The organism is Paraburkholderia sp. JPY419, assembly GCF_050435705.1.
GTDB lineage: Bacteria > Pseudomonadota > Gammaproteobacteria > Burkholderiales > Burkholderiaceae > Paraburkholderia > Paraburkholderia youngii.
The window spans coordinates 412,183-438,847 of the sequence record NZ_JBNDKV010000002.1; the positions used below are offsets into that span (position 1 = coordinate 412,183).

The following is a 26,665-nucleotide window of genomic DNA, read 5'->3' on the forward strand; positions in this document are numbered from 1 at the left end:
CCGGGGGATGTGGTTCATATAGCGACCCTACGAATCGGTGAGAGTGGCGGGGGCTGACCAATTCGGGGGCCCGATCTCGTCGAGATGATGGTTGAAGATGATGGTTGAGCGAGGGTTGTCGCTCGCTCACACGACGATCCTGCGTTGGATTCGGCGCAATCCGATCGAGTTCGCGACGGCCTGCTGAAGGGACCTGAATACGCCACGCAATATAAACTTGGTCAAGAGTGCCATATACCTTGTATTCCGACAGCCTCGCGACACAGCGTTTGATTACGTCCGCATCGAGAGGCGATACGCGGCCAATCTGGGAACTCTACAACCACTATGTACCGCTTAAGAAGCTCAAGGCACGGAGCGTTGCCGCATATGCGCAGCGTGTGCGCCCGGAAGGCGGCGGCGATTATGCTTCGGCCAACGGTGGCTTCGACCAACTTGGGTATGGCACGTTGACGTACACCCTCAAGTGACTAATCCGCTTGGTTTCCAAACCAGATCTAGCGCCGGATTTCCGGCGCTTGCCCCGCTTGGTTCCTTGCCTTCACTCAATAGGCCATTTATACGGGACTTCCACATAAGCACGCGAATTTTCTCAACGCTCGAGCGAGATCGCCGTGCCGACTTTCGTCTCGACCCTCTCCATCTGTATCGTGTTCGTGCAGATGTTCCTGCTCTCGGGCGTCGCCATCCGACGGCCCCGTTCGACGGCGTCATCACCGTGCGCAACGTCAACGTGGGCGCGCTCGTCGTAGGTGAGGTTGATGCAGACTTGTCACTTGATTTAGTGACTCGTTCAGTTGTGTGTGACAGTGCGTGAGTCTTCAAACCGAACGGCATTAACAAGGTTGGCGGTAATGCAGGCTATGTCGAAAAGTCACCGCATGGGACACATAGCCGCAATTATTTGCCGTTCCGTGAATGTGTTGTCCGCGACCACATCGAAAAGGGATCGCTGTCCGGACTGCGAAACCAATCGACGCGCCTTCGACTTGCACGCGCCAAAGAAAACAGTAACTTGTTATGCGTCATGCCGCACGACTGAACGTGCGGCACGTTCCATGACAGCTTAGAACTGATGACGCATTCCGATTCGAGCGATAAACTGGTTGGCCGTCGTAGACGGCGAGTCTGCGCCAGTAATGAAAGCTGTGTTGAGCGGCGCGGCCACTGCATTACCACCCGCCGTATGCTGGTACATGCCTTGGATGTACACGTCGGTGCGCACCGACAGATTGTAGTCAGCCATCAGGCCGATCTGATGCCATTTCGGTGTCGAATCGCCGGCGGCACTTTGGAAGTGACCGAGGGTGTAGTTATACATCGCGCCAACGAAGGCGTTTTTTACTATCTGATACTTCGCATTCACCTCGAAGTTGTCAAACTTTAGGCTGCTGGCCGTGTTAGCGAAATTGCCGACATAGGCTGAACCCGTCGCATCGTTCAAGCTCGTGTGGCTATAAACAAAACCAAGAAGCGCCGAGCCGACCGTATAGTTGATACCGGCGCCCCAAACTTGCTCGCGGTTCGCAAAGAAGGCAGTATCGTCGGTCGCGAGCGAGCCACCCGCCGTGCTACCCGGTTGATTGATCTGCATGAATGCCGCAGCAATCGTTACAGGACCGCCTACATATTGGGCGCCGAGGCTGTACGCGCGGTTGTTCGCAAAGCCGCCGGCCTGATTGCTAAAGCCATAGAGACCACCAAACGAGAGCCCGCCATAGGTTTTGCTGGAATACTTGATGCTGTTATTCAGGCGAAACGAGTTGTCGGTGTTGTCATTGTCGTAGGGGTGCGACATTAGATAGCCGGCCCAGTTACCGTTGGCCGTAAGCGGCGCGAGATAGTCAACGACAGAGTCGTACTGTCTGCCCATCGTCAACGAACCGAGCGTTTCCGAAGCGATACCAACGTACGCTTGCCTGCCAAACATGCGACCGCTTTGGCCCAGCGCGCCGGAGTTCACATCGAACCCATTCTCCAGTTGGAAAATTGCCTTGGTACCGCCGCCCAGATCTTCAGAACCCTTAATGCCCCAGCGGCTGCCTTGCGCGAAGCCGCTCTCCAATTGTACTGCCGAATGACCTCCGGAATTGTTAGTGTAGTTCAGACCTTCATCAATCACACCGTACAAGGTCACGCTGTTTTGCGCGAGGGCTGCAACAGGGGCAATGACGAGACCAAACACCGTTCCGGCGGTAACGATTCTTTTCATAGATAAACGTATCCTAAATGTATGTAATTTCCGAGCCGATTTCCCCAAGTTTGTTGAGTGAAAGTTTTCAACATGGGATAGGCGGCATCGGTCCACCGCACTTTAGGACCAACAAAAATCACCGGCACAGCAATTCAGTATTGACCGGTTCCATGTTGCATGAATCGCAACGGCATTGACGTCATGGACTTGCGTCCCTAGTTGTTTTTGCGGTAGCGATCCACAACAAAATCAATGAAGCCACGTACTGCAGTAGCCATATAGAGCTGTCCCGGGTACAGGATCCAAAACGTACGCTCGTCCCCACAGAGCTCCGCGTCGTGCACCAGAATTTTGAGCATGCCGCTATCGAGCTCCTCTTTTATCAGCGAGATCGACAATCGGGCGATTCCTAAGCCGGCCAGTGCTGCGCGCTTTATCAAAGCTGGGCTTTGCGTGTTTAAGGCAGGTCGAACAACTACGCGGTGCGTACCTGATGTGCTGCGAAATTCCCAGTAGCGACTTGGCGCATCCGAAACGAGGAGAATGTCATGAGCGGCCAGTTCAGCCGGGGTATGAGGAGTTCCTCGCCGGCAGAGATAGTCGGGACTTGCAACAATCACATCGCGAGCCTGCGCGAGCGCGCGGCAGATTAGCGAAGAGTCGCGCAACCGGCGTTCCGCGGTAAAGCAGACATCGAAGTCCGCGACTGTGATGTCAGTCATGTCTTCGAACACCGTCAGCTCAAAACTCGTGTGCGGTTCCCGTTGACGATAGGCGGCGAGCACTTCGGGGAGATCCGAGTTGGCGTAAGCCGATGACGCTGCAATCTTCAACAATTTTGCAGGTTCGTTGCTTGCCGAGGTGACAAATTCATCCATGATGTCGAGCAGCCCGATCAATTCCACGCATCGCTTGTAGTACAGCTGGCCGGTGTCGGTAAGGGAGACACGGCGGGTCGTCCGATTGATCAGGCGTACGCCGAGGCGCTGTTCGAGTTTTGCAACGCTGCGCGTGACGACGGATGCCGACACGCCCATGTGCTTTGCCGCTTCGGCAAAGTTCAGACGCTCCGCTACTTTGGCAAAGATGCGTATCGAAGCGAGCTGACTCACGACTCCGCCCCAAGAATGCGCGGGCGGTTATTGTGCAGCGGCACCTCTACAACGCCACTATGCTGTGGGCCAGTTCCACCGCGAGGAACCGATCGGCTGCCGCTATGCTTGTTCGCTGCACGTAGTCCTTTATGTGGTGTTCGCATTGTTCAAAACCGGTAGTCCAGAAAGCGGTGCGAGGGTAGCAGGCGCCCCGTTACCGCACGCGGTCCGGTCCATTACAACCTTGTTATCTACCTCGTCCCGTTGTTCGACAAGGCATTTCGCAAACGCATACGCCCGGTTGGCAGGAACGGGCGCATGGATGAGACCTATGTGAAGGTCAAGGGCCAATGGAAGTACCTGTACCGCGCCGTCGAGAAGGCAGGTAACACGGTCGACTTGCGCAATAGCCTTCTCGAAGTAACGCTGCGCGGCGGCCTTGTCGCGATGCGCACGCAGCGGGACGACGGTGAGCCCGAAACGATTACCGTCGACAAGAGCGGGCGCCAATCTGGCTGCGCTCGAGGCGCTCAATGCGGAGCGACCCACACCGAGCAGGATGCGACAGAACAAGTACCTGAACAACCTCATGGAGCAGGACCATCGTGCCACCAAGCGCATCATCAAACCGATGAGGGGATTCAAGGATTTCCGGTGAGTGCGCATCATCCTCGCCGGTATCGAAATCATGCACATGTTCCGCAAAGGGCAAATGAAAGACGACGACACCAATCGAATAGTTGCCGCACAGTTCTGTTCACTGGTGATGTAAGTAATCGTCATCGTAACGTGGGCTTACTCGTCCTTATTCCACCATCGCGACACAGCCATTCCTCGTCCGTGCCCGGGAGCATCGAACGAGAAGACACGTCAAGCAACCCAAATGTCGAAAGGGAGGCCGGACACTGGCTTCCCAGCCCGACATCCGCATCCACGAATTCAGCACGCTGTTGCTGAGCCCGGCGTCAGCGCGCCACGGTGACATAGATCGATTGACACCGCGGCGCGGTCATTGAAATCGTACAAAGTCCTTGCTTTCATCGTCTTTACCAGCCCGGCTGTACAGCCCTCGGTCAACGGCCGGAGCCCGACAAAGACGCGGCGCACTGAAAAACTGTGCTCCACGTTCAGGCGCCGAAGTGTGCATTCGGCGCATTAGCCGGTTGAGCTAATCTTGCCGCTCCCAACCGGCAGAAGGACGCAGACGCGCGCAGTCGGACACGAGCCAACGCTTCTATCCGCCACTACGATGAAGGTGCAACACCCTCCCGGGCCCATAGTGATTTCTTCGTAATGATCGTCCGCCCCCCACCTAACTGGTTTCGCATGCTTTTCGTATGGCACGGATCCGTCCTTAAGGAAATCATTCCGCAACTGACATTTCTTGCCCTGGTGAGTGCGCTCGCCATGTATACCCATGGACGTATTCTCGGCGAGAAGATTCCGCTCAACACGACGCCTTTCACACTTTGCGGCATCGCGCTTGCGATCTTCCTCGCGTTTAGAAACAATGCCAGCTATGAGCGCTATTGGGAGGCGAGGCACCTTTGGGGACGGGTACTTATCGCAGCACGTAACCTCACTTCGCAGGTCAATCGATATGCATCCGACGACGCGCGGCCGCTCGACCGCCAAGATATTTCGCGCTTGCTGATTGCGTTCGCGTATGCACTGAAGCATCAGCTTCGTCATACTGAGCCATCAGCCGATATCGAAAGATTGTTGGGACCCGGGCTGGCGCGGAACTATCATGGCCTGACATTCACGCCGATCGTACTGCTGGATGAAGCCCGTCATCGCATCGCCGCACTCAATCGCGCAGGAACGCTGCCAGACACGCTGTTGTGGGTGATGGACAAACAACTGAACGATCTGGGCGCGGCCGTGGGCGGCTGCGAGCGCATTCACGCGACACCGATTCCGTTTGCGTACGGGGTACTCCTCCATCGGACAGTCTATGCTTACTGCGCTCTGCTGCCGTTCGGGCTCATCGACTCGATCGGTTTTGCCACACCACTCATCTGTGTATTCGTTTCTTACACCCTGATCGCGCTGGAGGCCATCGCCAGAGAAATCTCCGATCCATTCGCCCTGTCGCCTAATGGCCTGGCGCTCGACGCGATGACTCGCAATATCGAGCGCTCAGTCTGCGAACTGTGTGGCGAAGATGTGCCGCCCGCCCTGCAGCCGGGCCGGTTTTACGAACTCAGCTAACGTCACGCGTCAGGAACAGCGATATGTGTCAACCTTCAGGCATCGAAACCACGGGCAGCGTCGCTCGCTCCATTGTCAGGCACACCCGCGAGGATGCGCGCGGAAGCACTGACGTCGTTGTCGAAGAACTGCCGGTGGCGCTCGTTTTTAACGGAATATCTCATGCGGTCATGATGGCGACCCCAACCGATCTCGAACTGTTCGCTCTGGGATTCGCATTGAGCGAGGGGATCGTTGAGCGCGCGTCAGACGTTTTCGATTCGGAGGCGGTGATACATCCCGACAGTGCCGAGGTGCGTCTGACCATCTCACAACAGGCCTTCATGGCGCTGAAAGGCAAGCGGCGCGCGCTTGCGGGTCGTTCCGGTTGCGGCGTATGCGGTATCGAAAGCATCCAACTGCTCGACCTTTATCCGGATCGTTTGCACGAGGCCAGCGCAGCACACTATATTGCGGCCAGAGCCGTAAGTCGCGCTGCGCATCACTTGCCTGCGCACCAGAGACTGATGCGCGAAACGGGAGGTGCCCACGCAGCGGCATGGTGCAGCACGGACGGTGCACTTCTTCGGGTCTTCGAAGATGTCGGGCGCCACAATGCACTCGACAAGTTGATCGGATACCTTGCACGCGAGCGCGCTGATACTCTCGCCGGTTTCGTGTTTCTCTCAAGTCGGGCAAGCTACGAGCTCGTTCGCAAGGCGGCGCGTTTCCAGATTTCAACGCTTGCGACCATTTCCGCGCCGACCTCGCTTGCGATCTCGGTAGCGCAGCGCGCGGGCATTCGACTGCTCAGCTTTTGTCGCGGCGACGGCTTCGTCGAATACGTGACGCCGAACGCGACTCTGTCCGGTTCGTGATCGCGTGCATCGCCCACCACTCGTGCATGCGATGTCGGGTTGCACTGTACTTCGCACCGAATCAGCGAACTGTGCATGCGGCGCAGATCGGTGGCGAAGTATTCTGCGTCGCTGACAATAGCTCGCTACCTGATGTCGATCGCGCACCGCACCCGCCACACGTCACACAGAGGTCTGCCTAATTGCAACCTGATGGAACCCCGCCCTCACCGCGGGTGAGCGACATGATCGTCGACATCATTCTCACCGCGCTCGCTGAAAGACAGGTGCGTCCGTTGCGGCCCGAAACAGCCGTCACCGCGGCTTGGCTCGCCGAGCACACGCGGTTGCCGACCGCCACCGTCCGACGCTATCTGCGCGCACTGATTGACTCGGGGGCAATCGACGAATGTCGGCTTCCTTCGCGTATCGTCGGGATCACGCTGAACGAGCAAGGGTTGGAGTTATTGGGCCGCACAAGCCGAGACGAAAATCAGTAGAACCTAACATGTACGGATAGCCCACCATCTTGACTAGGCGTCCGGCCAGCTTCCCAGCGTGTGCGGAGCGGCACGGCTCACGTCGACAGAAGCTGATACGGCGATCCGCGCGTTGGGCATGATTCGTCCATCCGGCGCTTGCCATCGCCCTGCACAGACTGGTCACTAAGCAAACGCGGCCGGCCTTCGGGCACGGCTTTGGCACGGCACAGGCGCGCTACTGTGGTGATGCTAATGCGGCGCCATTGGCTCGGCCGCCTGACCGACGGCACCCGGCTCACCCGAGCGGTACACATCTTGGCGATCACAACATCATTACCTTCCGCGAGCGTTAGTACGGGTCTATTTTCGTGATTTTTAGAAGCGCATATGCAGCACAGATGCTCAAACGCGTTGCCGCGGTTGGAACTGTACTTCAGCAAGTAGCCGGATTCTGTGTGCCTTTGAACCCGGCGTTTGCTTTTACTCTTTACGCAACTACACGCAGTGCGCGGGCCGTCTGGTATCGACACAGGTTGCCGCGCTAAGTCAACGGAACCACGGTTATGAGCAAGTCAAAGGCAAAGGGAAAAATCGAGGCATACCATCACCCCGCCGCGGGTTGGGGGGCACTCAAGTATGTCGCAATCAACCTGATTAAAGAACGTGTTTCAGGTGGCAACTACCGCACGCTGTTCAAACAAAACCAGCCGGATGGCTTCGACTGCCCCGGTTGTGCGTGGCCCGACCGTCAGCACGCGTCGACTTTTGAGTTCTGCGAGAACGGCGTTAAAGCAGTCGCGGCCGAGTCGACCACGAAGCGCGTTACACCGGCGTTCTTCGAGGAGCATACCGTCGAATCGCTGATGAAGCAGACAGACTACGAGCTCGAACAGCACGGCCGGCTAACCGATCCAATGGTGTACGACGCCTTCACCGACCGCTACAAGCCCATCGCGTGGCACGACGCTTTCGCACTGATCGCCAGGCACCTGACGCAACTCGACTCTCCCGACCAGGCGGCGTTCTACACATCTGGACGCGCGAGCAATGAAGCGGCGTTTCTCTACCAGTTGTTTGTGCGCATGTACGGGACGAACAACTTCCCCGACTGCTCGAACATGTGCCACGAGGCGACGAGCCGCGGCCTGCCGTCTACCGTTGGCATCGGTAAAGGTACCGTCACGCTTGACGATTTCGAACTCGCCGACACAATCATCATCTTCGGCCAGAATCCCGCGACCAATCACCCACGTATGCTCGGTGAACTGCGCGAAGCGTCGCGGCGGGGTGCCACCATCGTCTCGGTGAACCCGCTGCGCGAGCGCGGTCTCGAACGTTTCACGAGTCCTCAGCACCCCGCCGAAATGCTGACGTTGAGCAGCACAAAGATCGCCTCGACGTTCATTCAGCCCAAGCTGGGTGGGGATTTCGCGTTGATCAAGGGAGTGGCCAAGCACCTCATCGAACTAGATGACAAGGCACTCGAGAACGGTATGGAACGGCTCCTCGACTTCGAGTTCATCAGCCAGCATACGCAAGGCTTCAGCGCGTTCGCAGACGACCTGCGCAACGAATCCTGGTCGCTGCTGGAGACCGAATCCGGCGTTGCGCGTGAAGAGATCGAGGGACTTGCGCGCATCTACGCCAACGGAAAGCGCGTCATTGCGACGTGGGGGATGGGTATCACGCAGCACAAGCATTCAGTGCAGACCGTGCATATGCTGTCGAATTTGCTGATGATGCGCGGCAATATCGGTCGTGAAGGTGCCGGCCTTTGCCCGGTTCGTGGCCATTCGAATGTGCAGGGCAACCGTACCGTGGGCATCGAGGAAAAGCCCACGAAAGCCTTTCTTGACAGGCTCGGAATGGTTTTCGACTTCGATCCGCCTCGCGAACATGGTCTTGACGTAGTCGAAACCGTGGAGCACATGATCGATGGCCATGTGAAGGTCTTTCTGGGCCTCGGCGGCAATTTCGCCATGGCGACTCCCGACACGCCGCGCACGTTCGACGCGCTGCGTTCGTGCAATCTGACCGTGCATATCACGACAAAGCTCAACCGTAGTCATCTTGTGCACGGCTCGGATGCGCTGATCCTGCCGACTCTCGGGCGCACCGAAATCGACGTACAAAACGGCGTTGCCCAAGGCATCACGGTCGAGGACTCTATGAGCATGGTCCACATCTCGTACGGCATGAACAAGCGGGCCTCGCCGAATCTGATGTCCGAGACGGCCATCGTGGCCAATATCGCTCACGCGACGCTCGGAAACGCGAAAGTCGACTGGCTCGCCTACGCCGCCGACTACGCGAAGATTCGCGACGCCATCGAGCAGGTGATCGACGGCTTTGATCAATACAACGAGCGCGTCGCGCAGCCTGGCGGTTTCCACCTGCGTGTGGCCTCGCGCGAGCGCGACTGGAAGACGTCTACCGGAAAAGCAAACTTCATCGTGCACGAGGTGCAGCGAGACACGCCTATCGCCCGCGCCAAGGCGCTTCATGGCGACCGGCTGATGACGCTCATGACGACGCGCTCGCACGATCAGTACAACACGACCATCTACGCCCTCGATGACCGATACCGCGGTGTATTCGGCCAACGGCGGGTCGTCTTCATCAATCCCGCCGACATCGAAATGCTGGGGTTCAGCAACGGCGATTGGGTCGACCTGACCACCGTCTGGGACGATAACCAGGAGCGGCGCGCCGAGCACTTCCGCCTGGTCGAATACGACATTCCGCGAGGCTGCATCGGCGCGTACTACCCGGAAACCAACCCGCTCGTGCCGCTGTCGAGCGTGGGCGACGTCTGCAACACGCCGACGTCCAAGTCGATTCCCGTGCTACTTCACCGCTCCTCGGAGCCGCCGGTCCTGCCCGCATTCTGATTCTCAACTGAGGAACCGGGTTGCGCCTCCTGCCAGGCGCATCCTCCCTTGTAACCTGCCTGGTGATCATTCATGTCTGTCGAAGCCTTAGACCTGGCGCGCGGCCAGTTCGCGCAGACCGCAATATTTCATATACTGTGGCCTATTCTCACGATAAGTCTTTCCGCGTTCCTGCTAGTCGTCGAAATCCTGTGGGTCAGGACCAGCAATGTCGACTGGTATCGCCACGCGCGATTCTGGAGCAAGCTGCTGCTCCTCAACTTTGCGGTCGGCGTTGTGAGTGGCATCCCGATGGAATTCCAGTTCGGCACGAACTGGGGTCCTTTCTCCGAGTACACCGGCCAGTTCTTCGGCAACATCCTGGGCTTTGAAGGCGCCATGGCCTTCATGCTGGAGGCCGGCTTCGTCGGCGTCATGATGCTCGGGTGGAACCGTGTGCCGAAGGGCGTGCACCTTTTCGCCACGGCAATGGTCGCGCTCGGCTCGTCCCTTTCGGCGTTCTGGATCATGGTGGCGAACTCATGGCTGCAAACTCCGGACGGCGTGGCTGTGGTCGACGGCAAGCTCGTCGTCACCGACTACGTGAAAGCGATTTTCAATCCCGATATGGCGTGGGGTGTGTCGCATATGTGGTTTGCCGCGCTCGAAACAGGCCTTGTCGTTGTCGCCGGAATTTCTGCTTACTTCCTGCTGAAGCGCCGTAATCCCGCGTTCTTCGTCCGTTCGTTCAAGCTCGCTCTGCTGATTCTGGCCGTTGTCGCGCCGGTCCAGATCTGGCTCGGCGACTCCAGCGGCGTAGACGTCTTCGCCACGCAGCCGGCCAAGGGCGCAGCAATCGAAGGCCACTGGGAAACGAATGCGCCTGGCACGGGCGCCAACTGGTCGTTGCTCGCGTGGCCGGACGCCGCCAAGCAGCGCAACGACTGGTCGCTCGAAGTGCCGGGTGCACTGAGTCTTCTCGCCAAGCACAGCCTCCACGGCCAGGTGACCGGTCTGAAGGACATTCCCGTCGAGAACCGGCCACCGATGATTCCGCTGCTGTACTACACATTCCGCGTGATGGCCGGCATCGGGTTCCTTTTCATGGTGCTGGCATTCTGGACGGTCTACGCGTTGCGCAAGTCGCGCGGCAACATCGATGCTCTGCTCGCCCGACGCAAGCTGCTGCTGGCATGGGTGCTCGCGATCCCGCTGCCGTACATTGCGGTCGAGTGCGGCTGGATCGTCCGTGAAGTGGGGCGCCAACCGTGGATCGTCTACGGCCTGCTTCGCACCGACCACGCAGCCTCAGCCATTCCTGCCGGCCAAATCTCGGCCAGCATGAGCATGTTCGGGGTCTTCTACGTCGTGCTGATTACGTCGTTTTTCATCTTCGCGCGCCGCTGGCTACGTCAAGGGCCGGACTTGACACTGATGCCACCGGTCGAGTCACAGCGCCATGTAGTCGCGCACACAGTCGAATATTGATTTTCAACGCATCCACCGATTCTCATTTGAACACAGGATTTCAGTATGCCATCCGCATCGACACAGGAATTGCTAAATCAGGCATGGTTTGGGCTGATTGGCCTCATGCTCATGCTTTACGTGGTAACCGACGGTTTCGATCTCGGCTTGGGCATCCTCACGCTGCTGCGCCGCAAGGAACACGACCGTGATCTCATGATCCAGTCCATAGGTCACGTCTGGGACGCAAACGAGACCTGGCTAGTCGCGCTCGGCGGCGCCCTCTTCGGCGCATTCCCGTCGGCCTACGCGATGATCCTCACGGACCTCTACGTCCCTGTGATGGTCCTGATCGCAAGCTTTATCATGCGTGGCGCCGCCATCGAATTCCGGCACGCAGCTCACTCGAGCAAGACGGTATGGGACCGGGTATTCGGGATCGGTAGCCTCCTCGCGGCAATCTCTCAGGGCATCGTGCTCGGCAAGGTCCTCACCGGGTTCGTGCCCGGCCTCTCGAGCCTCGGCTTCGTCGCCGTGACCGCGATCGGCGTCGTATCCGGCTATTGCCTGCTCGGTGCCACGTGGGTCGTGAAAAAGACGACCGGTGCGATTCAAAGCTCCGCCCGACGCGAAGCTACTGCCGCCGCATTCGCGACAGTCGTCGCAGCGCTCATCGTGTCGTTGGCAACATTCAAGGTCAGTCCGGTCGGCGTGACGCGCTGGCATGAACACGCAGTTTTCAGTCTGCTGATCGCACTTGCGGTTTTCGCGGCCTTGGCATTCGTCTACGTCCTTTATTCGATTCATATGCGCGGCGAGAGCGGCCCATTCATCGGCTCGACGCTGCTTTTCGTGATCTCGTTCGTCGGGCTCGCGATCAGCCTGTTCCCTTACATCGTGCCGGGCAAATTGACAGTTGACGCCGCAGCCTCGGACAGCCCGACGCTTGCATTCATGCTGCTTGGGATCGGCATGGTGTTCCCGATTATGATCGGCTACAACCTTTACCAGTACCACCTCTTCCGCGGCAAGGTCGTGCCTGTCAAGCACTAGCACTCGCGAAGCGATACGCGGACGACTGTGCCTCGCGCGTACCAATGATGAAAGGGCGCTCCGCCCCTGCTGCACCCTACCAAATGTATCTGCGCAGAGCGCCATGCGACACAAGCGGGCTTAGGAAAAGCACATCAGACGGTACGCATGTCGCTCGTGGAGCGTTGAGCTATTACATACGCTTTTCAAACGAATATCGGAGAAATGGTCATGTCGGCCCTCATCCCCGCGTCATCCGTCCAACCGTCCACTCGGTATTCCCATAGCGATGACGAACACGCAACGGCAGGCGCCGGCATAGCGGCGGGCTTCGAAGTACGAGTGCAGCAGCAGCCTATCGCCGTCCAGACGGAAATCGCGCCCATCATGCGCAACCCGGACGTCGGTGCCATCGTCAACTTCATCGGCGTTGTGCGCAATAACGGCGATTCGGACGACGTCGTCGCACTGGAATTGGAGCACTACCCCGGCATGACCGAGCAGTCGCTCTGGGGCATCGTCGAAGAGGCTATTGCTCGCTGGAAAGTCGATGCAGTAAAAGTAGTCCACCGGACCGGACGCATTATGCTGGGCGACGCAGTTGTACTGGTCGTCGTAGCAGCGCCGCACCGGGCCGCCGCGTTTGAAGCGTGTGAGTTTGTCATGGACTTTCTGAAGATGCACGCCCCGTTTTGGAAAAAAGAGCATCGGCGAGACGGCGGGTCCGATTGGGTAGAAGCGAGACGAAGCGACGAACAGGCGATGCTGCGGTGGGGCTGAGCCCCGAGTCCCATTGCACGCACGGCAACGGAAAACACAGATGAAGCTCAACATCAAATACTTCGCGAGCATTCGCGAGCAACTCGGCATCAGCGAGGAAATCGTCGTGGTCGAAGTGCCGCATCTCACCGTCGATGCCCTCCGATCGATGCTAGCCTCGCGCGACGCACGAACAGCAGATGCATTGCGCGAGGGCCGGCCCGTCCGCGCCGCCGTCAACCACCAAACTGTGATAGGAAGTTTCCTCGTATGCGAAGACAGCGAAATTGCGTTCTTTCCCCCTGTCACTGGCGGTTAGATCGACATCTGGTCCTTACAACCAGCCTGCCAACGCTTTTTCAAAGCAGAGCATCATGCTCACACCATACGTCTCCAGGGCATGCGCTGAGGAAGTTGTACTAGCCGTGTCGGTCGCGCTTGCAACGGCGAAGTGGGCCGCAGTTCAGTAGCTCCAACAATGGTTAAGCGACGCAGCATGATGCGCACGGATTTCGAATGGAACATGCCAGTCAAAGTGCCGGGTTGATCCACGCAACCGATCCGTTCGATGGGGCGTGTTCTCAATCTTCAATACGGCGTAAGTCGCATGCAGGATGAGCCTGGTATCATCCCAGCGGATCGAATGTGGTGAGACGTCCAAGTGTCACGAACGCAAGACCGGCTTCAGTCCATCGTGGCCCGCGGTAAAAGACACCGTTCATTTCTCTGGGTCGCAGCGAAGGGACTTACACATCAGTCGAGAGGTTAGCTTGATAACACTTGACGAACCGCTGCTCATCGAAGGCACCTCGCCGCGACTCGATACGAAACAATGCAGTTCTCTATCTCTTTGCGTACATTCTGCCGGACGCCCTGCTATGGCCACATCATCCCGGTTCACTTCGGGCACACTGGCGCCCATGTGACGCCTCTCATCTGCGTTCGCGATCGAATCGACCTGCGGCAACGCGTCCTCGAGGTCTAACGGAAGTCTCCGCTCACAGTTGGGCCGTCCTTGGCATCTGGCATGGGCATGTCGGGTGGCACGCCAAGTTCATGCATCGCTGCATATGCGATCCGGGCGAACGCCGGCCCGGACACGTCACCGCCGAAATGCTTGGCTCCTTGGGGCTTGTCTACAGATACAGCGATCACGAGCCTCGGGCTCCGGATCGGAATGATCCCCACGAACGATGCACGGTAGGCGTTCCGCTCGTAGCCGTGCCGCGTCGCAGTGTAGGCCGTGCCCGTTTTACCGCCCACGCTATAGCCAGGCACCTGTGCGTCCGGCGCAGTACCACCCTTGGAAACGACGCTCTCCAGCATCGCCCGCATTTGGTCGGTGGTCCGTTGCGTGAATACCTGTGTGCCCGCCACAGTCGAACCATCCCGTTTGTATAGCGTAAGCGGGACGAGCCGACCATTGTTGGCGAACACCGTGTATGCCTCCGCAAGCTGGACGAGTGACATCGAGACGCCGTAGCCGTAAGACATCGTCGCCTGTTCGATTCGCCGCCATTTACTCCATGGTCTCACGATGCCGGCAGCCGCGCCTGGAAAGCCAAGCTTGGGCTGCCGGCCAAAACCCAATGCCGAGTAAAGCCCCCACATTTCCTCGGGCTTCATCGTCAGGGCAATCTTCGATGCGCCAATGTTGCTGGACTTCTGGATGACCTGGGCGACAGTAAGCGTACCGAAGTTCGCATCGTCAGTGATAACCGCGCCGTCAAGCGAAAATCGCCCGTCGGTTTCGACAATCGAACTGGGCGTAAGCCGACCCAGGTCGAGCGCGAGCGATACGGTTAGAGGCTTCATGATTGAGCCCGGTTCGAATACGTCGGTCACGGCGCGGTTGCGCAACGCGGGGCCGCGCAGGGCCGACCTGTCGTTGGGATCGTAGCTCGGGTAATTTGCTAGCGCGAGAACTTCTCCGGAGTGTCCGTCAACCACGATCGCGGATCCGCTTTCTGCATGGCTCGAAGTGACTGCGTCCCGGAGGGCCCCGTAAGCGATGTACTGGATGCTGCGGTCAAGCGCGAGCTCGATATCCGCCCCATGTTGAGGACTCTTTACGCTCCCGAGGTCACTCACGATATGGCCGACCCGATCGCGCACGACAAGTTCTCTCCCGTCCACCGAGTTGAGCTCACTTTGTGCTCCGAGTTCAACACCCTCCTCGCCCCGGCCCTCCGTATCCGTGAAACCGACCACCTGAGCGGTAACTGCACCTTCCGGGTACACGCGCTTATATTCGGGCAGCTCATAAATACCTGGGATGGCGAGTGCTTCGACCTGACGGGCGACGTCTCGCGATATCTGATGCTTCAGATAGACGAACGTCTTGTCGCTTTCAATTTGAGTGTTCAGTTGCTGATCTGATATTCCTAGCAATTGCGCGAGCATGGCGAGCTTGCCTGGCTGCACATTGTCCGGAATCCCGCTTGCGTCCGCCCACACTGCCATCGTTGGGACGCTCGTAGCCAGCACGCGACCGTTGCGGTCGACGATTCGGCCTCGATCGGTCTGCAGGTCGATGACATGGTCGACACGCTCGTCTCCTTTCGATTGGTAGAAGCGACTATCGAGCACCTGAATCCAAAGGGCACGTGCGATGCACGCAGCGAAACCGATCGTTATCAAGGCCATTACGACCGTGGATCTGCCTCGGTGGTTGGAGGCCTTCAGGACCGGGCTTTCATTGAAAGTTACGCGACGGGTCATTTACGAAGCACACAGGGACTCTCACTTGCGGCAGGAGCGGTCAACACCAGTGACATGTTGCTGGCAGGAAAGCAGTGAGAGTTTTCGTTGTAAGCGCACATGGAGCGACCCGGCTCCCGGAACAGAACCATTTGATAACCGCCTTTTCACGCAATTTTGTCGCGTCATGCGAAAGATGACGACGCGCGCCTTGGGGGCTGCTTTGCGACAGACAAGCGCGAATCCGCCGCGTCGGCACGCTGCGGATTAAATGCACCGCGCTCTCGCGTGGACGAAGGCTGAGCGCGGCATCGCTACCGTTGAATATCTCTGTTCTGTCGGTCCGTCGAGCACTGCGACGTTCTGCCGCCACCGGCGGACCGTCCGCCTCGCGTTTATCGCGCGAACTGGATGTCGAGAGACCGCAGATAAGTCTGCAGGCCAGCATCTTGAAGCGGGATAACGTGCGCGGCTTCGTCGGACTCGTTGAAGTGCGCGTGCCAGTAGCCAGGGGGCGTGACGAAGGCCATGCCCGGCGTCCAGTCCACGCGCACTGGGTCGACGATGTCGCCATTGGCATCCAGTTCCGTGCCGACGAGCGTATAGACACCCGGCTTGCAGTTGGGGATGAAATCGAGCGCGATCGACTGATGGCGATGCGGCTTTTGCATCGTCTTCGGTGCAACGACACCGAACATGGCCCACATCGAATGCGTCACCGTGCGAGTCTGCGGAAAGTGCGCGTTACCGAGAAGGATGCTTACGCGGTTGCGTTGAGCTGCACCCGGCGCGTTCGAAACCTTGTCGAGCTCTTCCTTCGCACGCGCCACCGGATACAGCGTCGGGGTGAAACGCGCACGCGAGAAGTCGGCGCCCAGATACGAAAGCAGAGGGCCGTCGTTGACGTAATACAGACGTGCGGTGCCCTCGGCCGAAATCACAACCTCGCCGCCACCCGGAAGCGAGAAGAAATCGCCGGTGCCGAAGCTGAACGCCGTGCCGTTCTGTGCGACCGTGCCGTGTCCTTCCAGCACGTAAAACACCTGTGAGGTCGCGTTTGGGTTCACGGACACCTTTTCGCCTGCGACAATGCGCACGAAGCTGGCCATCAAGCCCGGACCCGTAGCCGGATAATCGACGCCGAGTTCGGACGAAAGGTCCAGCGGCACGATACGGGTAGGGCCGTCATCGTAGAGCGAGTTCAGGAACGTGCGATACGGCACGCGCGAAATCAGCTTCGCTCCGATCGGGTTTGCAGAGGACGTGTATTCGAAATACTCCGCGTCACGCGTGACTTCGTCGTCCTGGAGACTGAGCGTCGCAATAGAGGTCTTGTCAAGCATAGGATTCTCCAAAAAATTAGGTGCGTTGCTTGAAGGGCGCTACCGCTGTCGTCGGCCGCAACCAACCTTTGCCGGCAGCGTTGACGCAAACTATAGGCGTTGCACCTTGCTATGCGGAACTACGCTCGCTCGAAATCACCTTTGCGTAAAGGGCATAACCGTCCTCCCTGCCGACGCTCGCATTCGACCTGCGCAGTGCCAACGCTGGATTGAAAATGTAGCGTCGAATTCGCGCAGGACAGGCGTCTCGCGCATCGCGCGGAAGTACCGAACCTGCAACTCTCCATTGCCGCGATGGGCATGCTGCGGCCCGCGGGTTGATAGTCTGCGGCTCCGCTTTGGCACGTCGCGCATATGCGTGCATGAAGCGGACGGCAATACTCGGGCCGTTGCAGTGCAATGCTCGTCAATCGCTGTACCGCTCTGTGTATCGCTAGTCTGTACGCCCAAACGCGCGCGTCGGTGGATAGAATTGCTTCGGATTGACTCGCCGAGCAGGTGGAACGACGAACTGTTCTGGCGGGAGCGAAGTAGAGGGCACAATGATCTTTTCCAAGCTTCACCGACTAACGGGTCAGTGCCGGTCTTTCCTTCGGGACTTAGCACGGCGGCGACCCTCCTGGATGGTTTCCTTCGCCATGGAGGAAGCGAGCTTATCTGAAGGCATGAGGGCGGCTTGCGCGGCAACAGCGATGCTCGTCGTCGGAGAGTTGCTCCAGAACCGCCTTTTTTCCTGGGCAGCGATCGGCGCGTTCTGGACGTGCCTCGCAGATGCCGGCGGATCGCCCCGTCGGCGTTTTGCCTCGATGTTTGGCTTTGCCGTGATTTCCACCGTGATGGGTGGCCTTACCGCACTCGCGTCTGCGGCTGGTTTTAGCGCCGCGTGTGCCGCCGTGCTGGTGGTGTCGTTGTGCGCTGGCCTCGCCTCGATCTGGGCACCCGCTGCCTATCAGGTTGCGCTGGTTAGCGCGACCACATGTATCGTCATGGTCGATACTCCGATCAGCAGTCTTCATCAAGGAGTATCGCTGCTGGGCATCTATCTCGCCGGCTGCCTGCTGGCGACCTTTCTCAGCTTTAGCGTCTGGCGCATCCACCCGTCCATAGCGAGCCGTTATGCTGTACGGCTCGTCTATCAGCGTCTTTCTGCCGCGGCTCGCGACATCGCAGCGCTTGCTACGAGACCGGGCGCGACACAGGAGGACTGGACTCTCTGCACGACAGAGTTCCGGACACAGGTCAGACAGTCGCTCGAAGCGGCTCGCGGCGCGCTGATCGGGCCGCCACCGTTGCGGTTGGAAGGGCGTCAACTGCTGGGCGATCTGCTGCTCGCACTCGACGACGCTGAATGGATCCTCGTGAGTCTCATCGTGATCTCCACTGCCCTCGAAAACGGCCGCGTACCGGATGAATCCGACCATCAGACCCTGGCTGAGCGCACCGCTCGGGTTGTACGGTGCATTGCTGCGTTGGCCGGCCTGCTTGCGCGAATCGCCGAACGGGTCGAGAAGCCTGTCACGCCGTTTCCCCATGAGTTGCGCGCGCGATTGCCTCTCATTGCACGTCGCATCGAAGGCGCGCTGGATCAGACGTTGACGATCCGCTTCATTTCAACGGGTGTATCGAGTCTTGTGCCGCCGATGCCGTCGGCGTTGGAAGAGATGAACTGGTGGCGTACGGCGCTAAAAACGACGCACGACGCGCTGCAAACGCTGCGCGCCAATCTTCACCCAAACTCGGTTGGTCTGCGGCATGCAGCCCGCCTTTGCTTTGCCACTACATCCGCCTTCGTAGTCGTGCGAAGTCTCCATATACCTTTCGGCTACTGGGCGACGATGGCGACGCTATTCGTCCTTCAGCCCGCGGGCGGAATGACCATGACGAGGAGTATGGAGCGGGCAGCCGGCAGCGCCGCGGGTGCATTGCTAGCCGCGGCGATTGGCCTGGCGATCCACAGTCCCGTCGCCATTTCCCTTGTCGTGTTCCCCCTGATCTGCTTAACGATGGGACTCCGCAGAGTCAGCTACAGCCTGTACGTCGTATTCCTGACACCGTCGTTCGTTCTCGTCGCCGATTTTGCAAAGCCTGCAAATGAATTGATGTACGCGGTCGATCGACTCGGGAACAACCTGCTCGGCTGTCTGGCAGCACTGTTGGCAACCTGGCTGATTCGATCGATCGGAGACCGCGAAAAGTTGTTGGACGCGGTCGATCGTGCCATCGAAGCGAACCTTGCGTACCTCGCCGCTGCCTGCCTATCATCCGCTAGTGCCGCCGACAGTGAAGTTTTGCGGCGCGAAGCCGGCCTTGCCAGCTCAGACGCGGAAACGATGTGCCGGTTCAACTTGTCAATGCGAAGCCATCAGAGACTCGACCTCACCTTGACGCTATCGCTGTTGCGACGGCTATTGGGTGCAGGGGCCGTAATCCAGAACTCGCCTGTATTCGCAAAGAAAAATGCGACTTTCCAACATGCACTGTCGCGCGCGATCGAACAGGTCCGTGCTAAAGGCCGCGGGAGTCCCGCTCAGCAGCCAGTTATACGCCATTCGCCGCTCAGGCCCATCGAATACGAGGTTCTGCAGCAGTTAGCGCAGCTCTGGATATTGCGTCGCAAAGACGACGAACGAAAAGATGGGGAAGCGATCGTCTCACCTGACTCAGTCCGTTAAATATGCACATGACACTAGTCTCAGCGTGAGTTTCGTCAAACCCCAAAATCAACGGGTGCCCTGTATTTATAGTTCGACGCCTCGGAATCACCGATCCGCTCCGGCTCCGCGATCGTTCGCGCAGTGGCTACTCTTCTCACGGCACCATGCTAATTTCGCTGGCCCTTTCAACGTTTAATGGCGCCTTGCGCACCATATTCACGCGCGCGAACAACTGACTTGGCCTCTTCTCATTCGACAGCAAAGCGCCCTTCCGTCCCATTGCGGATTTTGTGTGAGAATCTTGGACTACACGGCCGTAGTACCGGTCAGTCAACGCTGCAGACTCATAACCAAAGGCGAGAAGAGGAAAAGAGGCTCATGTCTTACACCCCTATTGTTCCCCCGACGCGGTTCCGGCTGTCCGATGCCATTTGCCAGCAGCTCGAACAGCTGATCGTCGACGGCAAACTGCGCGGGGGAGAATCACTGCCTTCGGAGCGCGATCTCGCGCAGCAGCTCAATGTCTCACGACCGTCGTTGCGCGAAGCGCTGCTGCGACTCGAAGGCAGCAAGCTGCTCCGGGCGAAAACGGGGGGCGGCTACGTGATTGCCGACCCGAGCGCCCCGCTGATCGCGGAGCCTCTCGCCCATCTGATGGCGCGCCACCGCAAGGCGGCCGGTGACATTCTCGAGATGCGCGGCGGCCTGGAAGCCATTGCCGCCGAACTGGCTGCGGTGCGGGCCACGAAGTCCGACATCAAGAAAATCAAGTCGGCGCTAGACGCACTGGACGCCGCTTTTCAGCAGGACAATCCCTACGCCGTCGTGCCGGGCCAGCCTTCCCTGCCTTTACTCGATGCGACGTTTCACCTTCAGATCGCAGAGGCGACACACAACATCGTGCTCATTCATGTGATGCACGGACTGCACAACCTCGTGCAGCGGTCCATCGAGGAAACCTATTCAGCTTTCGAAAAGCACGATGCGGATCTCTCCCATCTGATGAACCAGCATCGGCGCATCTACGACGCAATCCAGCAGCACGATCCCGTCGCCGCCCGCAACGCTTTGGTCACGCACCTGTCGTTCATCCGTGAGAACGCCACCCGCTAGTGGGGGCGCGGTTTTTCGCGCCCAGTCGGCCATCAGTGTGGCAGCGCGGGAATCATCCATGTTAGGACGTGCTGTTGCAGAAGGACGAGGACGCCGAGCAATAGCGTCAACAGTATGCTGTGCCCGAAGGTCCGCGCGAACACAATTCCTTCCTGACCTTTTAGCTCGGTCGTCGACACGCCCGTCGCGATGTTCTGCGGCGAGATCATCTTGCCCATGACGCCGCCCGATGAGTTGGTTGCCGCCATCAGAACCGGGCTAAGGTCAAGCTGTTTCGCCGCCACAACCTGCAGATTGCCAAATAGCGCGTTACCCGATGTGTCGCTGCCGGAGAGGAACACCGCCACCCACCCTAGCGACGCCGATACCAGCGGAAACAGCACACCGGTAGATGCGACGCCCATCCCTAACGTATAGCTCATGCCCGAATAGTTGAGCAGATAGGCAAGGCCGACGATCATCATCACGGTTGCGATAGCGATGCGGGTCTGCCTCCAGGTCTTCGCCACGCAGCCAAAAAAGCCGGCGATACCGACGCGGGTCCACAGGCCCGTAATAATGGCGGCGACCAGAATTGCCGTGCCGGTACCGAGCGGCTGCACGTCCCACACCGCAGCGTAGGGCTTGTGATACAGCGTTACGAACACGCTATTGTGCAAGCCCGGCCATTGCACCTTTGCCTCGCCGATCGACGCAATCTGCGCGTGCACCCAGACGATCACCACGACCGATACGACGATCCACGGCATCCAGCCGCCGTAGCCGGGGCGCTCGGTGCCGTGTGCATACGTCCCTGGACGCGACATCGCAAAAGCAGGGTCGCGCTGCGGCCGCCAGACCTTGAGGAACCCAATGGTCAAAATTAGCGACGTGAGCGACGACAGCACGTCCGTCAACTGGTATCCCAGGTAGTTGGACGTTACAAACTGTGTAAGCGCGAAGCTGCCGCCCGAGACGACGAGCGCGGGCCACAGTTTCGGGATCGAGCGTACGCCGCCATAGATCGAGATCACGTAGAACGGCAGCAGGAACGCGAAGAACGGCAATTGCCGCCCCACCATCGCACCGAGCGTTCCGGCGTGAAGCGATGTCACCGCACCGAGCACCGTTATCGGCACTCCGAGTGCGCCGAAAGCCACCGGTGCAGTGTTGAAGATGAGTGTGAAGCTGAGTGCCTCAAGTGCCGGGAAGCCAAGGCCCACAAGCAGTGCACTGGTAATCGCCACGGGAGTGCCGAATCCAGAGATCCCTTCGAGCAAGCAACCGAACGAGAACGCGACGACGAGCAGCACAAGGCGCCTGTCGTCGGGCAGATGATCGAGCATCCACTGACGGAACTCGTCGAAGCGGCCCGACCTCACGGCAATGTTGTAAAGCAGGAGCGCGGTGAAGACGATCCACATCACAGGCATCAGGGCGAGCGCCATGCCGGCCGCGACCGCGTTAAGCGCGAGCCCGACGGGCATGCCCCAGATACCGACGGCAATCGCGAGCCCGCAGATCAGGCCCGCGATCGAGGCCTGCCACGCTGGGCGCCGGAGTACACCCAGCATGACGAGCGCAACCCCGATCGGTGACGGCTGCAACCAGAAACGACAAGAGTAGCGAGTGCGCCACTGGCGCGAGAGGCTGTGCGAAGACCGCACCCGAGGGTAATGCCGTTGCCGGATTCATTTTGTCTCCTTGGCCTGTTCTACCGGGCCGTGTGAATTGACGGGGCGCCGTTGACGATCGCGTAGGGCGTATAAGGCTGCCGGTCCTGTCACGCGTGCGATTCGCTTGCTGCGCATCAGCAGGCGCCGCGCGCCGAAAAGTCTGTGGCGGCCTCCGTTTTAAGCCTGCAGGGCTCAGGCGGACTGATCCAAGCCCTCTTCCACCAGTTCGATCCAGTGTTGCACCTGCTTGCGGCCCGCGCTATTAAGGTGGGTCTGGCATCCGATATTCGCGGTCACGATCGCGTCCGGGCCGCCCACTTCGAGAGCGGCGAGCTTGTTGTCGCGCAGTCTGCGTGCCAGTTCCGGCTGAGTGATCGAGTACGTGCCGGCCGATCCGCAACAAAGGTGCGCATCCGCGACAGCGGTGAGATCGAAGCCCAGCCGACGCAGCACTGCTTCGACCGCGCCTCCAAGCTTCTGCGCATGCTGGAGCGTGCAGGGGCAATGAAACGCAATACGACTCGGTCCGTGTCCTACCTGCCGAGTGAGAGTCTCGAGCGGCTCGGCACTCAGCACTTCGACCAGATCGCGTGCGAGAGAACTCACGTGCCGGGCCCTCTGCGCGTAGACCTGATCGTGCTTGAGCATGTCCCCGTATTCCTCGATGTATGCACCGCAGCCGCTTGCCGGCACTACGATCGCTTCGGCGCCGGCCGTGATCGCGGGCCACCAGGCGTCGATATTGCGGCGCGCCCGGTTCAGACCCGTTTCGTGCGCGCCAAGGTGATAGTCGGTCGCACCACAGCAGCCGGCCTGCGCAACCGCAGTCACACTAATGCCCAGCCTGTCGAGTACACGGGCGGCCGCAGCGTTCGTGTTCGGCGAAAGCGACGGCTGCACGCAACCTTCAACCAAAAGCATGCGCCTCGCATGGCGAACTGCCGGACGCGCTTTCGCCTTCACCTGAGGTCCCGGAATCTTCTGCCGCAGCGCTTCCGGCATCAGCGGTTTGAGCGCACGCCCCGCTTTGAGCGCGGTCGCAAACAGCGAGGCCCGGGGTATCAGCTGCCGCAGCCCGTCACGTAACAGGCGTTCCTTCGCGGGCCGAGCGACGCGCCGCTCGACTTCCGCCCGCCCGATATCGAGCAGCGTGTGATACTTCACGCCCGACGGACACGTCGTCTCGCAGTTGCGGCAACTGAGGCAGCGATCCAGATGCAGTTGTGTGGTCTCGCTGACGGGCTCGCCTTCGAGCACCTGCTTGATCAAATAGATCCTTCCGCGTGGACCGTCGAGCTCGTTGCCAAGCAACTGGTACGTCGGACAGGTTGCATTGCAAAAGCCGCAGTGCACGCAGGAGCGCAGAATCGACTCTGCTTCATCGGCGCGCGCGAGCGTCTTTGCTTCGGTACTGAGGTTCGTTTGCATAGCGTAGGTGCGTTGACGTTCAGAAATCCGCGTAGAGGCGGCCGGGATTGAAGATCGCGTATGGATCGAGCTGCTGCTTGAGCGCACGGTGATAGCGCATCAGCGCAGCGGGCAGCGGATGAAACGCTTCGCCGCTGGCGACGGCGGAAAATCCAGTTGCATGGCCGCCAAGACGCTGCGCCAACTCGCGCACCACCTTCGCGGACGCGTCACTCTTCAGCCAGCGCTGTGCGCCGCCCCAGTCGATCAGGCAGGGGCCCGGCAGTTCGATGAGCGGTGCCGTCGGGGGCACGGAAAGACGCCATAGCGGGCGCGCATCGTCGAAAAAAGACAAGCGCTGCTCCCGAAGCGCGCGCCAGAACGTTGAGTCGGTGCCAGCGCCTCCGATGCGCGCGTGCGCGCCACGCACGGATTCCACGCCTCCCTCGAGACGAAGATGGAGGGTCGCGCCATCGTGGCATGCGCCGGCGATCGGCAGCCCAGCCCGCCGCCACGCGGCCAGTTGGGTCAAGGCCGCTGCCGCGGGCATGTCGACTTCAATATGTCGCGTCGCGCGCGGCTTCGGCAGTACCTTCAACGATACTTCGGTCAACAGTCCGAGGCACCCGAAGCTACCCGTCACGAGTCGGGAAACATCGTAGCCCGCTACGTTTTTCATTACCTCGCCGCCGAATCGCAAATGCCGTCCTTGCCCCGTAATCAGGCGGCAGCCGAGCACGAAGTCGCGCACTGAGCCTACCCACGGTCTGCGCGGTCCGGCAAGCCCGCTCGCGACCATGCCACCAACGGTCGCGGCCCCGCCGAAGCTCGCGACCTCGCACGGCAGCATCTGGCCAGAGTCGTCGAGCACGTCATCGAGTTCGCTGACCGGCGTACCCGCACGCACCGTGATGACGAGTTCGGTCGGATCATAGTTCACGATGCCACGATGCGCCCGCGTGTCGATCGGCGCCGCATCGACTTGCCGGCCCGGAAACGGTTTGCTCCCTCCACCCGCGAATGAAAAGCGGCGCTCTCGCTGCGATGGCCTCGCAAACCTGCTCGATCAGCACTGCGCTGTGGTCGTGAGCTTGAGAGTCTTGTCGCATCAAAATCGCTCCAGTTCGGGAAACGGTAACCTGCCGAAATGCACGTGCATGGCGCCGAACTCGGCACAGCGATGCAACGTCGGGATGTTCTTGCCCGGGTTAAGCAGACCATGGGAATCGAATGCGGTCTTTACCGCGTGAAAGAACCGCAGCTCGTCGTGGTTGAACTGCGAGCACATCTGGTTGATCTTCTCGCGCCCGACGCCGTGCTCTCCCGTGATGCTGCCACCGACAGCCACGCACAATTCGAGAATTCGGCCACCAAGCGCTTCCGCGCGGTCCATTTCCCCGGGTAGGTTTGCATCGAAGAGAATGAGCGGATGCATGTTGCCGTCGCCTGCATGAAAAACGTTGGCAACGCGCAAGCCAAATTCAGCAGAAAGATCGGCGATTCCCTGCAGCACGCGCGGCAATTCGCGGCGAGGAATCGTGCCATCCATGCAGTAGTAATCTGGCGAAATACGTCCCACCGCCGGAAATGCGTTTTTACGCCCAGCCCAGAACTTCAGACGCTCGCCCTCGTCGCGCGCATGCCGCACATCGGTGGCTCCGGCTTCGCGCAGGATCGCATCGACGTGTGCAACGTCCTCGTCGACGTCGCTTTGTACCCCGTCCAGTTCACAGAGCAGGATCGCCTCGGCGTCGACCGGGTATCCCGCCTTCACAAAGTCTTCGGCGGCTCGGATCGAGAGGTTGTCCATCATCTCCAGGCCACCGGGGATGATCCCTTCGCCAATGATCTTCGCGACTGCCGCGCCGGCGCGGGCGACGTCGTCGAAGCTCGCGAGCAGGACCTTCGCGGCTTGAACCTTTGGCAAGAGTCTGACGGTCACTTCGGTGACAATGCCGAGCATGCCCTCCGAGCCGGTGAATAGAGCGAGCAGGTCGAAGCCCGGCGCGTCGAGTGCGTCGGCACCGAGTGTGAGGCGCTCTCCTTCGATGGTCAGGACTTCGACCTTCACGATGTTATGGACGGTCAGGCCGTATTTCAGGCAGTGGACACCGCCGGCGTTTTCCGCGACGTTTCCGCCGATCGAACACGCGATCTGTGACGATGGATCAGGCGCGTAATAGAGCCCGTGCGGAGCAGCTGCCTGCGAAATGGCGAGATTGCGCACTCCGGGCTGCACCCGCGCAGTGAGCGCCGCCACGTCGATGTCGAGAATCCGATTGAATCGCGCCATCACGAGCAGGATGCCCCGCTCCAGTGGCATCGCGCCACCGGAAAGGCCTGTGCCAGCTCCGCGCGCAACGACGGGAACCCCGTGCCGGTGTGCGTACTTCAGGAGCGCCTCGACCTGCTCCACGCTGTCAGGCAGCGCAACAACCTGCGGGGTGCAACGATAGGCTGAAAGTCCGTCGCATTCGAAGGGCCTGAGATCCTCGCGCGCATGCAGCAACTCCATGTGAGGAACCGCGGTGCGCAGTCCAACCACGAGGGCCGCCTTATCGATCAACGGCAGCGGGCCGTCAATCTTTTCGTCGTACCGGTAGGTCATGGCGCATCCCCCACCACCCGGCGAAGCCGCCCTCTCGAGCCATCCGAAATTGACCACGTCTGCAGTGACATAACGTCTCCTCCATTCCCGGCAACGGCGTCTTCCGTCGCGGTTCGGCTAATTGGATTCTTGTATTTTGGTCGACTGGTCGACCACCCGACCAAATATTAGGCAGTCAGATTTGGGGGAGATACGAGTGGAAACCCGAGCGCGTTGATCCTTGTCAGTCGGCGAACC

18 protein-coding genes and 4 pseudogenes are annotated in these 26,665 nt (G+C 59.6%); 14 read left to right on the forward strand and 8 right to left on the reverse strand.

Annotated elements, in window-relative coordinates; genetic code table 11:
- Window positions 1-91 precede the first annotated feature (91 nt).
- Both QFZ91_RS08150 and QFZ91_RS08155 read left to right on the forward strand, forming a co-directional pair.
- Window positions 92-172, forward strand: a pseudogene (locus tag QFZ91_RS08150) (IS6 family transposase); the annotation flags it as partial.
- Between the two features lie 67 nt (window positions 173-239).
- On the forward strand, window positions 240-470 hold the full coding sequence (locus QFZ91_RS08155) for a hypothetical protein (protein WP_429566899.1): 231 nt from the start codon (window positions 240-242) through the stop codon (window positions 468-470).
- A 596-nt stretch (window positions 471-1,066) separates the two neighbouring features.
- Here QFZ91_RS08155 and QFZ91_RS08160 read toward each other — a convergent pair.
- Both QFZ91_RS08160 and QFZ91_RS08165 read right to left on the reverse strand, forming a co-directional pair.
- Window positions 1,067-2,212: a porin gene (locus QFZ91_RS08160; RefSeq protein ID WP_176108768.1), complete on the reverse strand. Its 1,146-nt coding sequence runs from the start codon at window positions 2,210-2,212 to the stop codon at window positions 1,067-1,069.
- A gap of 197 nt (window positions 2,213-2,409) precedes the next feature.
- The gene (locus tag QFZ91_RS08165) at window positions 2,410-3,306 is read right to left on the reverse strand and encodes a LysR family transcriptional regulator (RefSeq protein ID WP_429566900.1); all 897 of its coding nucleotides are present in this window, start codon (window positions 3,304-3,306) and stop codon (window positions 2,410-2,412) included.
- A gap of 228 nt (window positions 3,307-3,534) precedes the next feature.
- On the opposite strand from QFZ91_RS08165, the pseudogene QFZ91_RS08170 reads away from it, so the two are divergent.
- The 10 genes and pseudogenes from QFZ91_RS08170 to QFZ91_RS08215 all read left to right on the forward strand — a co-directional run.
- Window positions 3,535-3,691: pseudogene (locus QFZ91_RS08170) on the forward strand (DDE-type integrase/transposase/recombinase); the annotation flags it as partial.
- A 66-nt stretch (window positions 3,692-3,757) separates the two neighbouring features.
- Window positions 3,758-3,946, forward strand: a complete 189-nt coding sequence (locus QFZ91_RS08175) for a DDE-type integrase/transposase/recombinase (RefSeq protein WP_429566901.1) — start codon at window positions 3,758-3,760, stop codon at window positions 3,944-3,946.
- 635 nt (window positions 3,947-4,581) lie between these two features.
- A complete protein-coding gene (locus tag QFZ91_RS08180; protein WP_429566902.1) occupies window positions 4,582-5,502 on the forward strand; it encodes a bestrophin family protein in 921 nt (306 codons plus the stop codon).
- A gap of 23 nt (window positions 5,503-5,525) precedes the next feature.
- Window positions 5,526-6,359, forward strand: a complete 834-nt coding sequence (fdhD, locus tag QFZ91_RS08185; RefSeq protein WP_429566903.1) for a formate dehydrogenase accessory sulfurtransferase FdhD — start codon at window positions 5,526-5,528, stop codon at window positions 6,357-6,359.
- Between the two features lie 224 nt (window positions 6,360-6,583).
- A complete protein-coding gene (locus QFZ91_RS08190; protein WP_429566904.1) occupies window positions 6,584-6,838 on the forward strand; it encodes a hypothetical protein in 255 nt (84 codons plus the stop codon).
- A gap of 545 nt (window positions 6,839-7,383) precedes the next feature.
- On the forward strand, window positions 7,384-9,711 hold the full coding sequence (locus QFZ91_RS08195; RefSeq protein ID WP_429566905.1) for an FdhF/YdeP family oxidoreductase: 2,328 nt from the start codon (window positions 7,384-7,386) through the stop codon (window positions 9,709-9,711).
- A gap of 72 nt (window positions 9,712-9,783) precedes the next feature.
- Window positions 9,784-11,178, forward strand: coding sequence for a cytochrome ubiquinol oxidase subunit I (locus QFZ91_RS08200; RefSeq protein ID WP_429566906.1), 1,395 nt, complete (start codon window positions 9,784-9,786; stop codon window positions 11,176-11,178).
- A 45-nt stretch (window positions 11,179-11,223) separates the two neighbouring features.
- Window positions 11,224-12,210 carry a cytochrome d ubiquinol oxidase subunit II gene (cydB, locus tag QFZ91_RS08205; RefSeq protein ID WP_429566907.1) on the forward strand — a complete coding sequence of 329 codons (987 nt, stop codon included), beginning with the start codon at window positions 11,224-11,226 and terminating at the stop codon, window positions 12,208-12,210.
- Between the two features lie 210 nt (window positions 12,211-12,420).
- Window positions 12,421-12,969, forward strand: a complete 549-nt coding sequence (locus tag QFZ91_RS08210) for a molybdenum cofactor biosynthesis protein MoaE (protein WP_429566908.1) — start codon at window positions 12,421-12,423, stop codon at window positions 12,967-12,969.
- A 40-nt stretch (window positions 12,970-13,009) separates the two neighbouring features.
- Complete coding sequence (locus QFZ91_RS08215) at window positions 13,010-13,267, forward strand: MoaD/ThiS family protein (RefSeq protein WP_429566909.1); 258 nt, start codon at window positions 13,010-13,012, stop codon at window positions 13,265-13,267.
- A 662-nt stretch (window positions 13,268-13,929) separates the two neighbouring features.
- On the opposite strand, the gene QFZ91_RS08220 is transcribed toward QFZ91_RS08215, so the two are convergent.
- Entirely contained in the window at window positions 13,930-15,594 is a 1,665-nt protein-coding gene (locus QFZ91_RS08220; protein ID WP_429566910.1) for a peptidoglycan D,D-transpeptidase FtsI family protein, read from the reverse strand.
- Window positions 15,595-16,043: 449 nt separating this feature from the next.
- Window positions 16,044-16,991: a cupin gene (locus QFZ91_RS08225; protein WP_429566911.1), complete on the reverse strand. Its 948-nt coding sequence runs from the start codon at window positions 16,989-16,991 to the stop codon at window positions 16,044-16,046.
- A gap of 623 nt (window positions 16,992-17,614) precedes the next feature.
- Between QFZ91_RS08225 and QFZ91_RS08230 the strand changes: the two genes are divergently transcribed.
- Both QFZ91_RS08230 and QFZ91_RS08235 read left to right on the forward strand, forming a co-directional pair.
- A complete protein-coding gene (locus QFZ91_RS08230; RefSeq protein ID WP_429566912.1) occupies window positions 17,615-19,663 on the forward strand; it encodes an FUSC family protein in 2,049 nt (682 codons plus the stop codon).
- A 219-nt stretch (window positions 19,664-19,882) separates the two neighbouring features.
- Window positions 19,883-20,758: a FadR/GntR family transcriptional regulator gene (locus QFZ91_RS08235; protein WP_429566913.1), complete on the forward strand. Its 876-nt coding sequence runs from the start codon at window positions 19,883-19,885 to the stop codon at window positions 20,756-20,758.
- A gap of 32 nt (window positions 20,759-20,790) precedes the next feature.
- Here QFZ91_RS08235 and QFZ91_RS08240 read toward each other — a convergent pair.
- The 4 genes and pseudogenes from QFZ91_RS08240 to glcD form a co-directional block, all read right to left on the reverse strand.
- Window positions 20,791-22,432 (reverse strand): annotated as a pseudogene (locus QFZ91_RS08240) (L-lactate permease).
- Between the two features lie 173 nt (window positions 22,433-22,605).
- Window positions 22,606-23,841 (reverse strand): glycolate oxidase subunit GlcF, encoded by a 1,236-nt coding sequence (glcF, locus tag QFZ91_RS08245; protein ID WP_429566914.1) that lies wholly within the window; start codon window positions 23,839-23,841, stop codon window positions 22,606-22,608.
- A gap of 19 nt (window positions 23,842-23,860) precedes the next feature.
- Window positions 23,861-24,929, reverse strand: a pseudogene (gene glcE / locus QFZ91_RS08250) (glycolate oxidase subunit GlcE).
- Window positions 24,929-26,428: a glycolate oxidase subunit GlcD gene (gene glcD, locus QFZ91_RS08255; protein ID WP_429566915.1), complete on the reverse strand. Its 1,500-nt coding sequence runs from the start codon at window positions 26,426-26,428 to the stop codon at window positions 24,929-24,931. Before glcD ends, glcE begins: the two are co-directional and overlap by 1 nt.
- Between the last annotated feature and the right edge of the window lie 237 nt (window positions 26,429-26,665).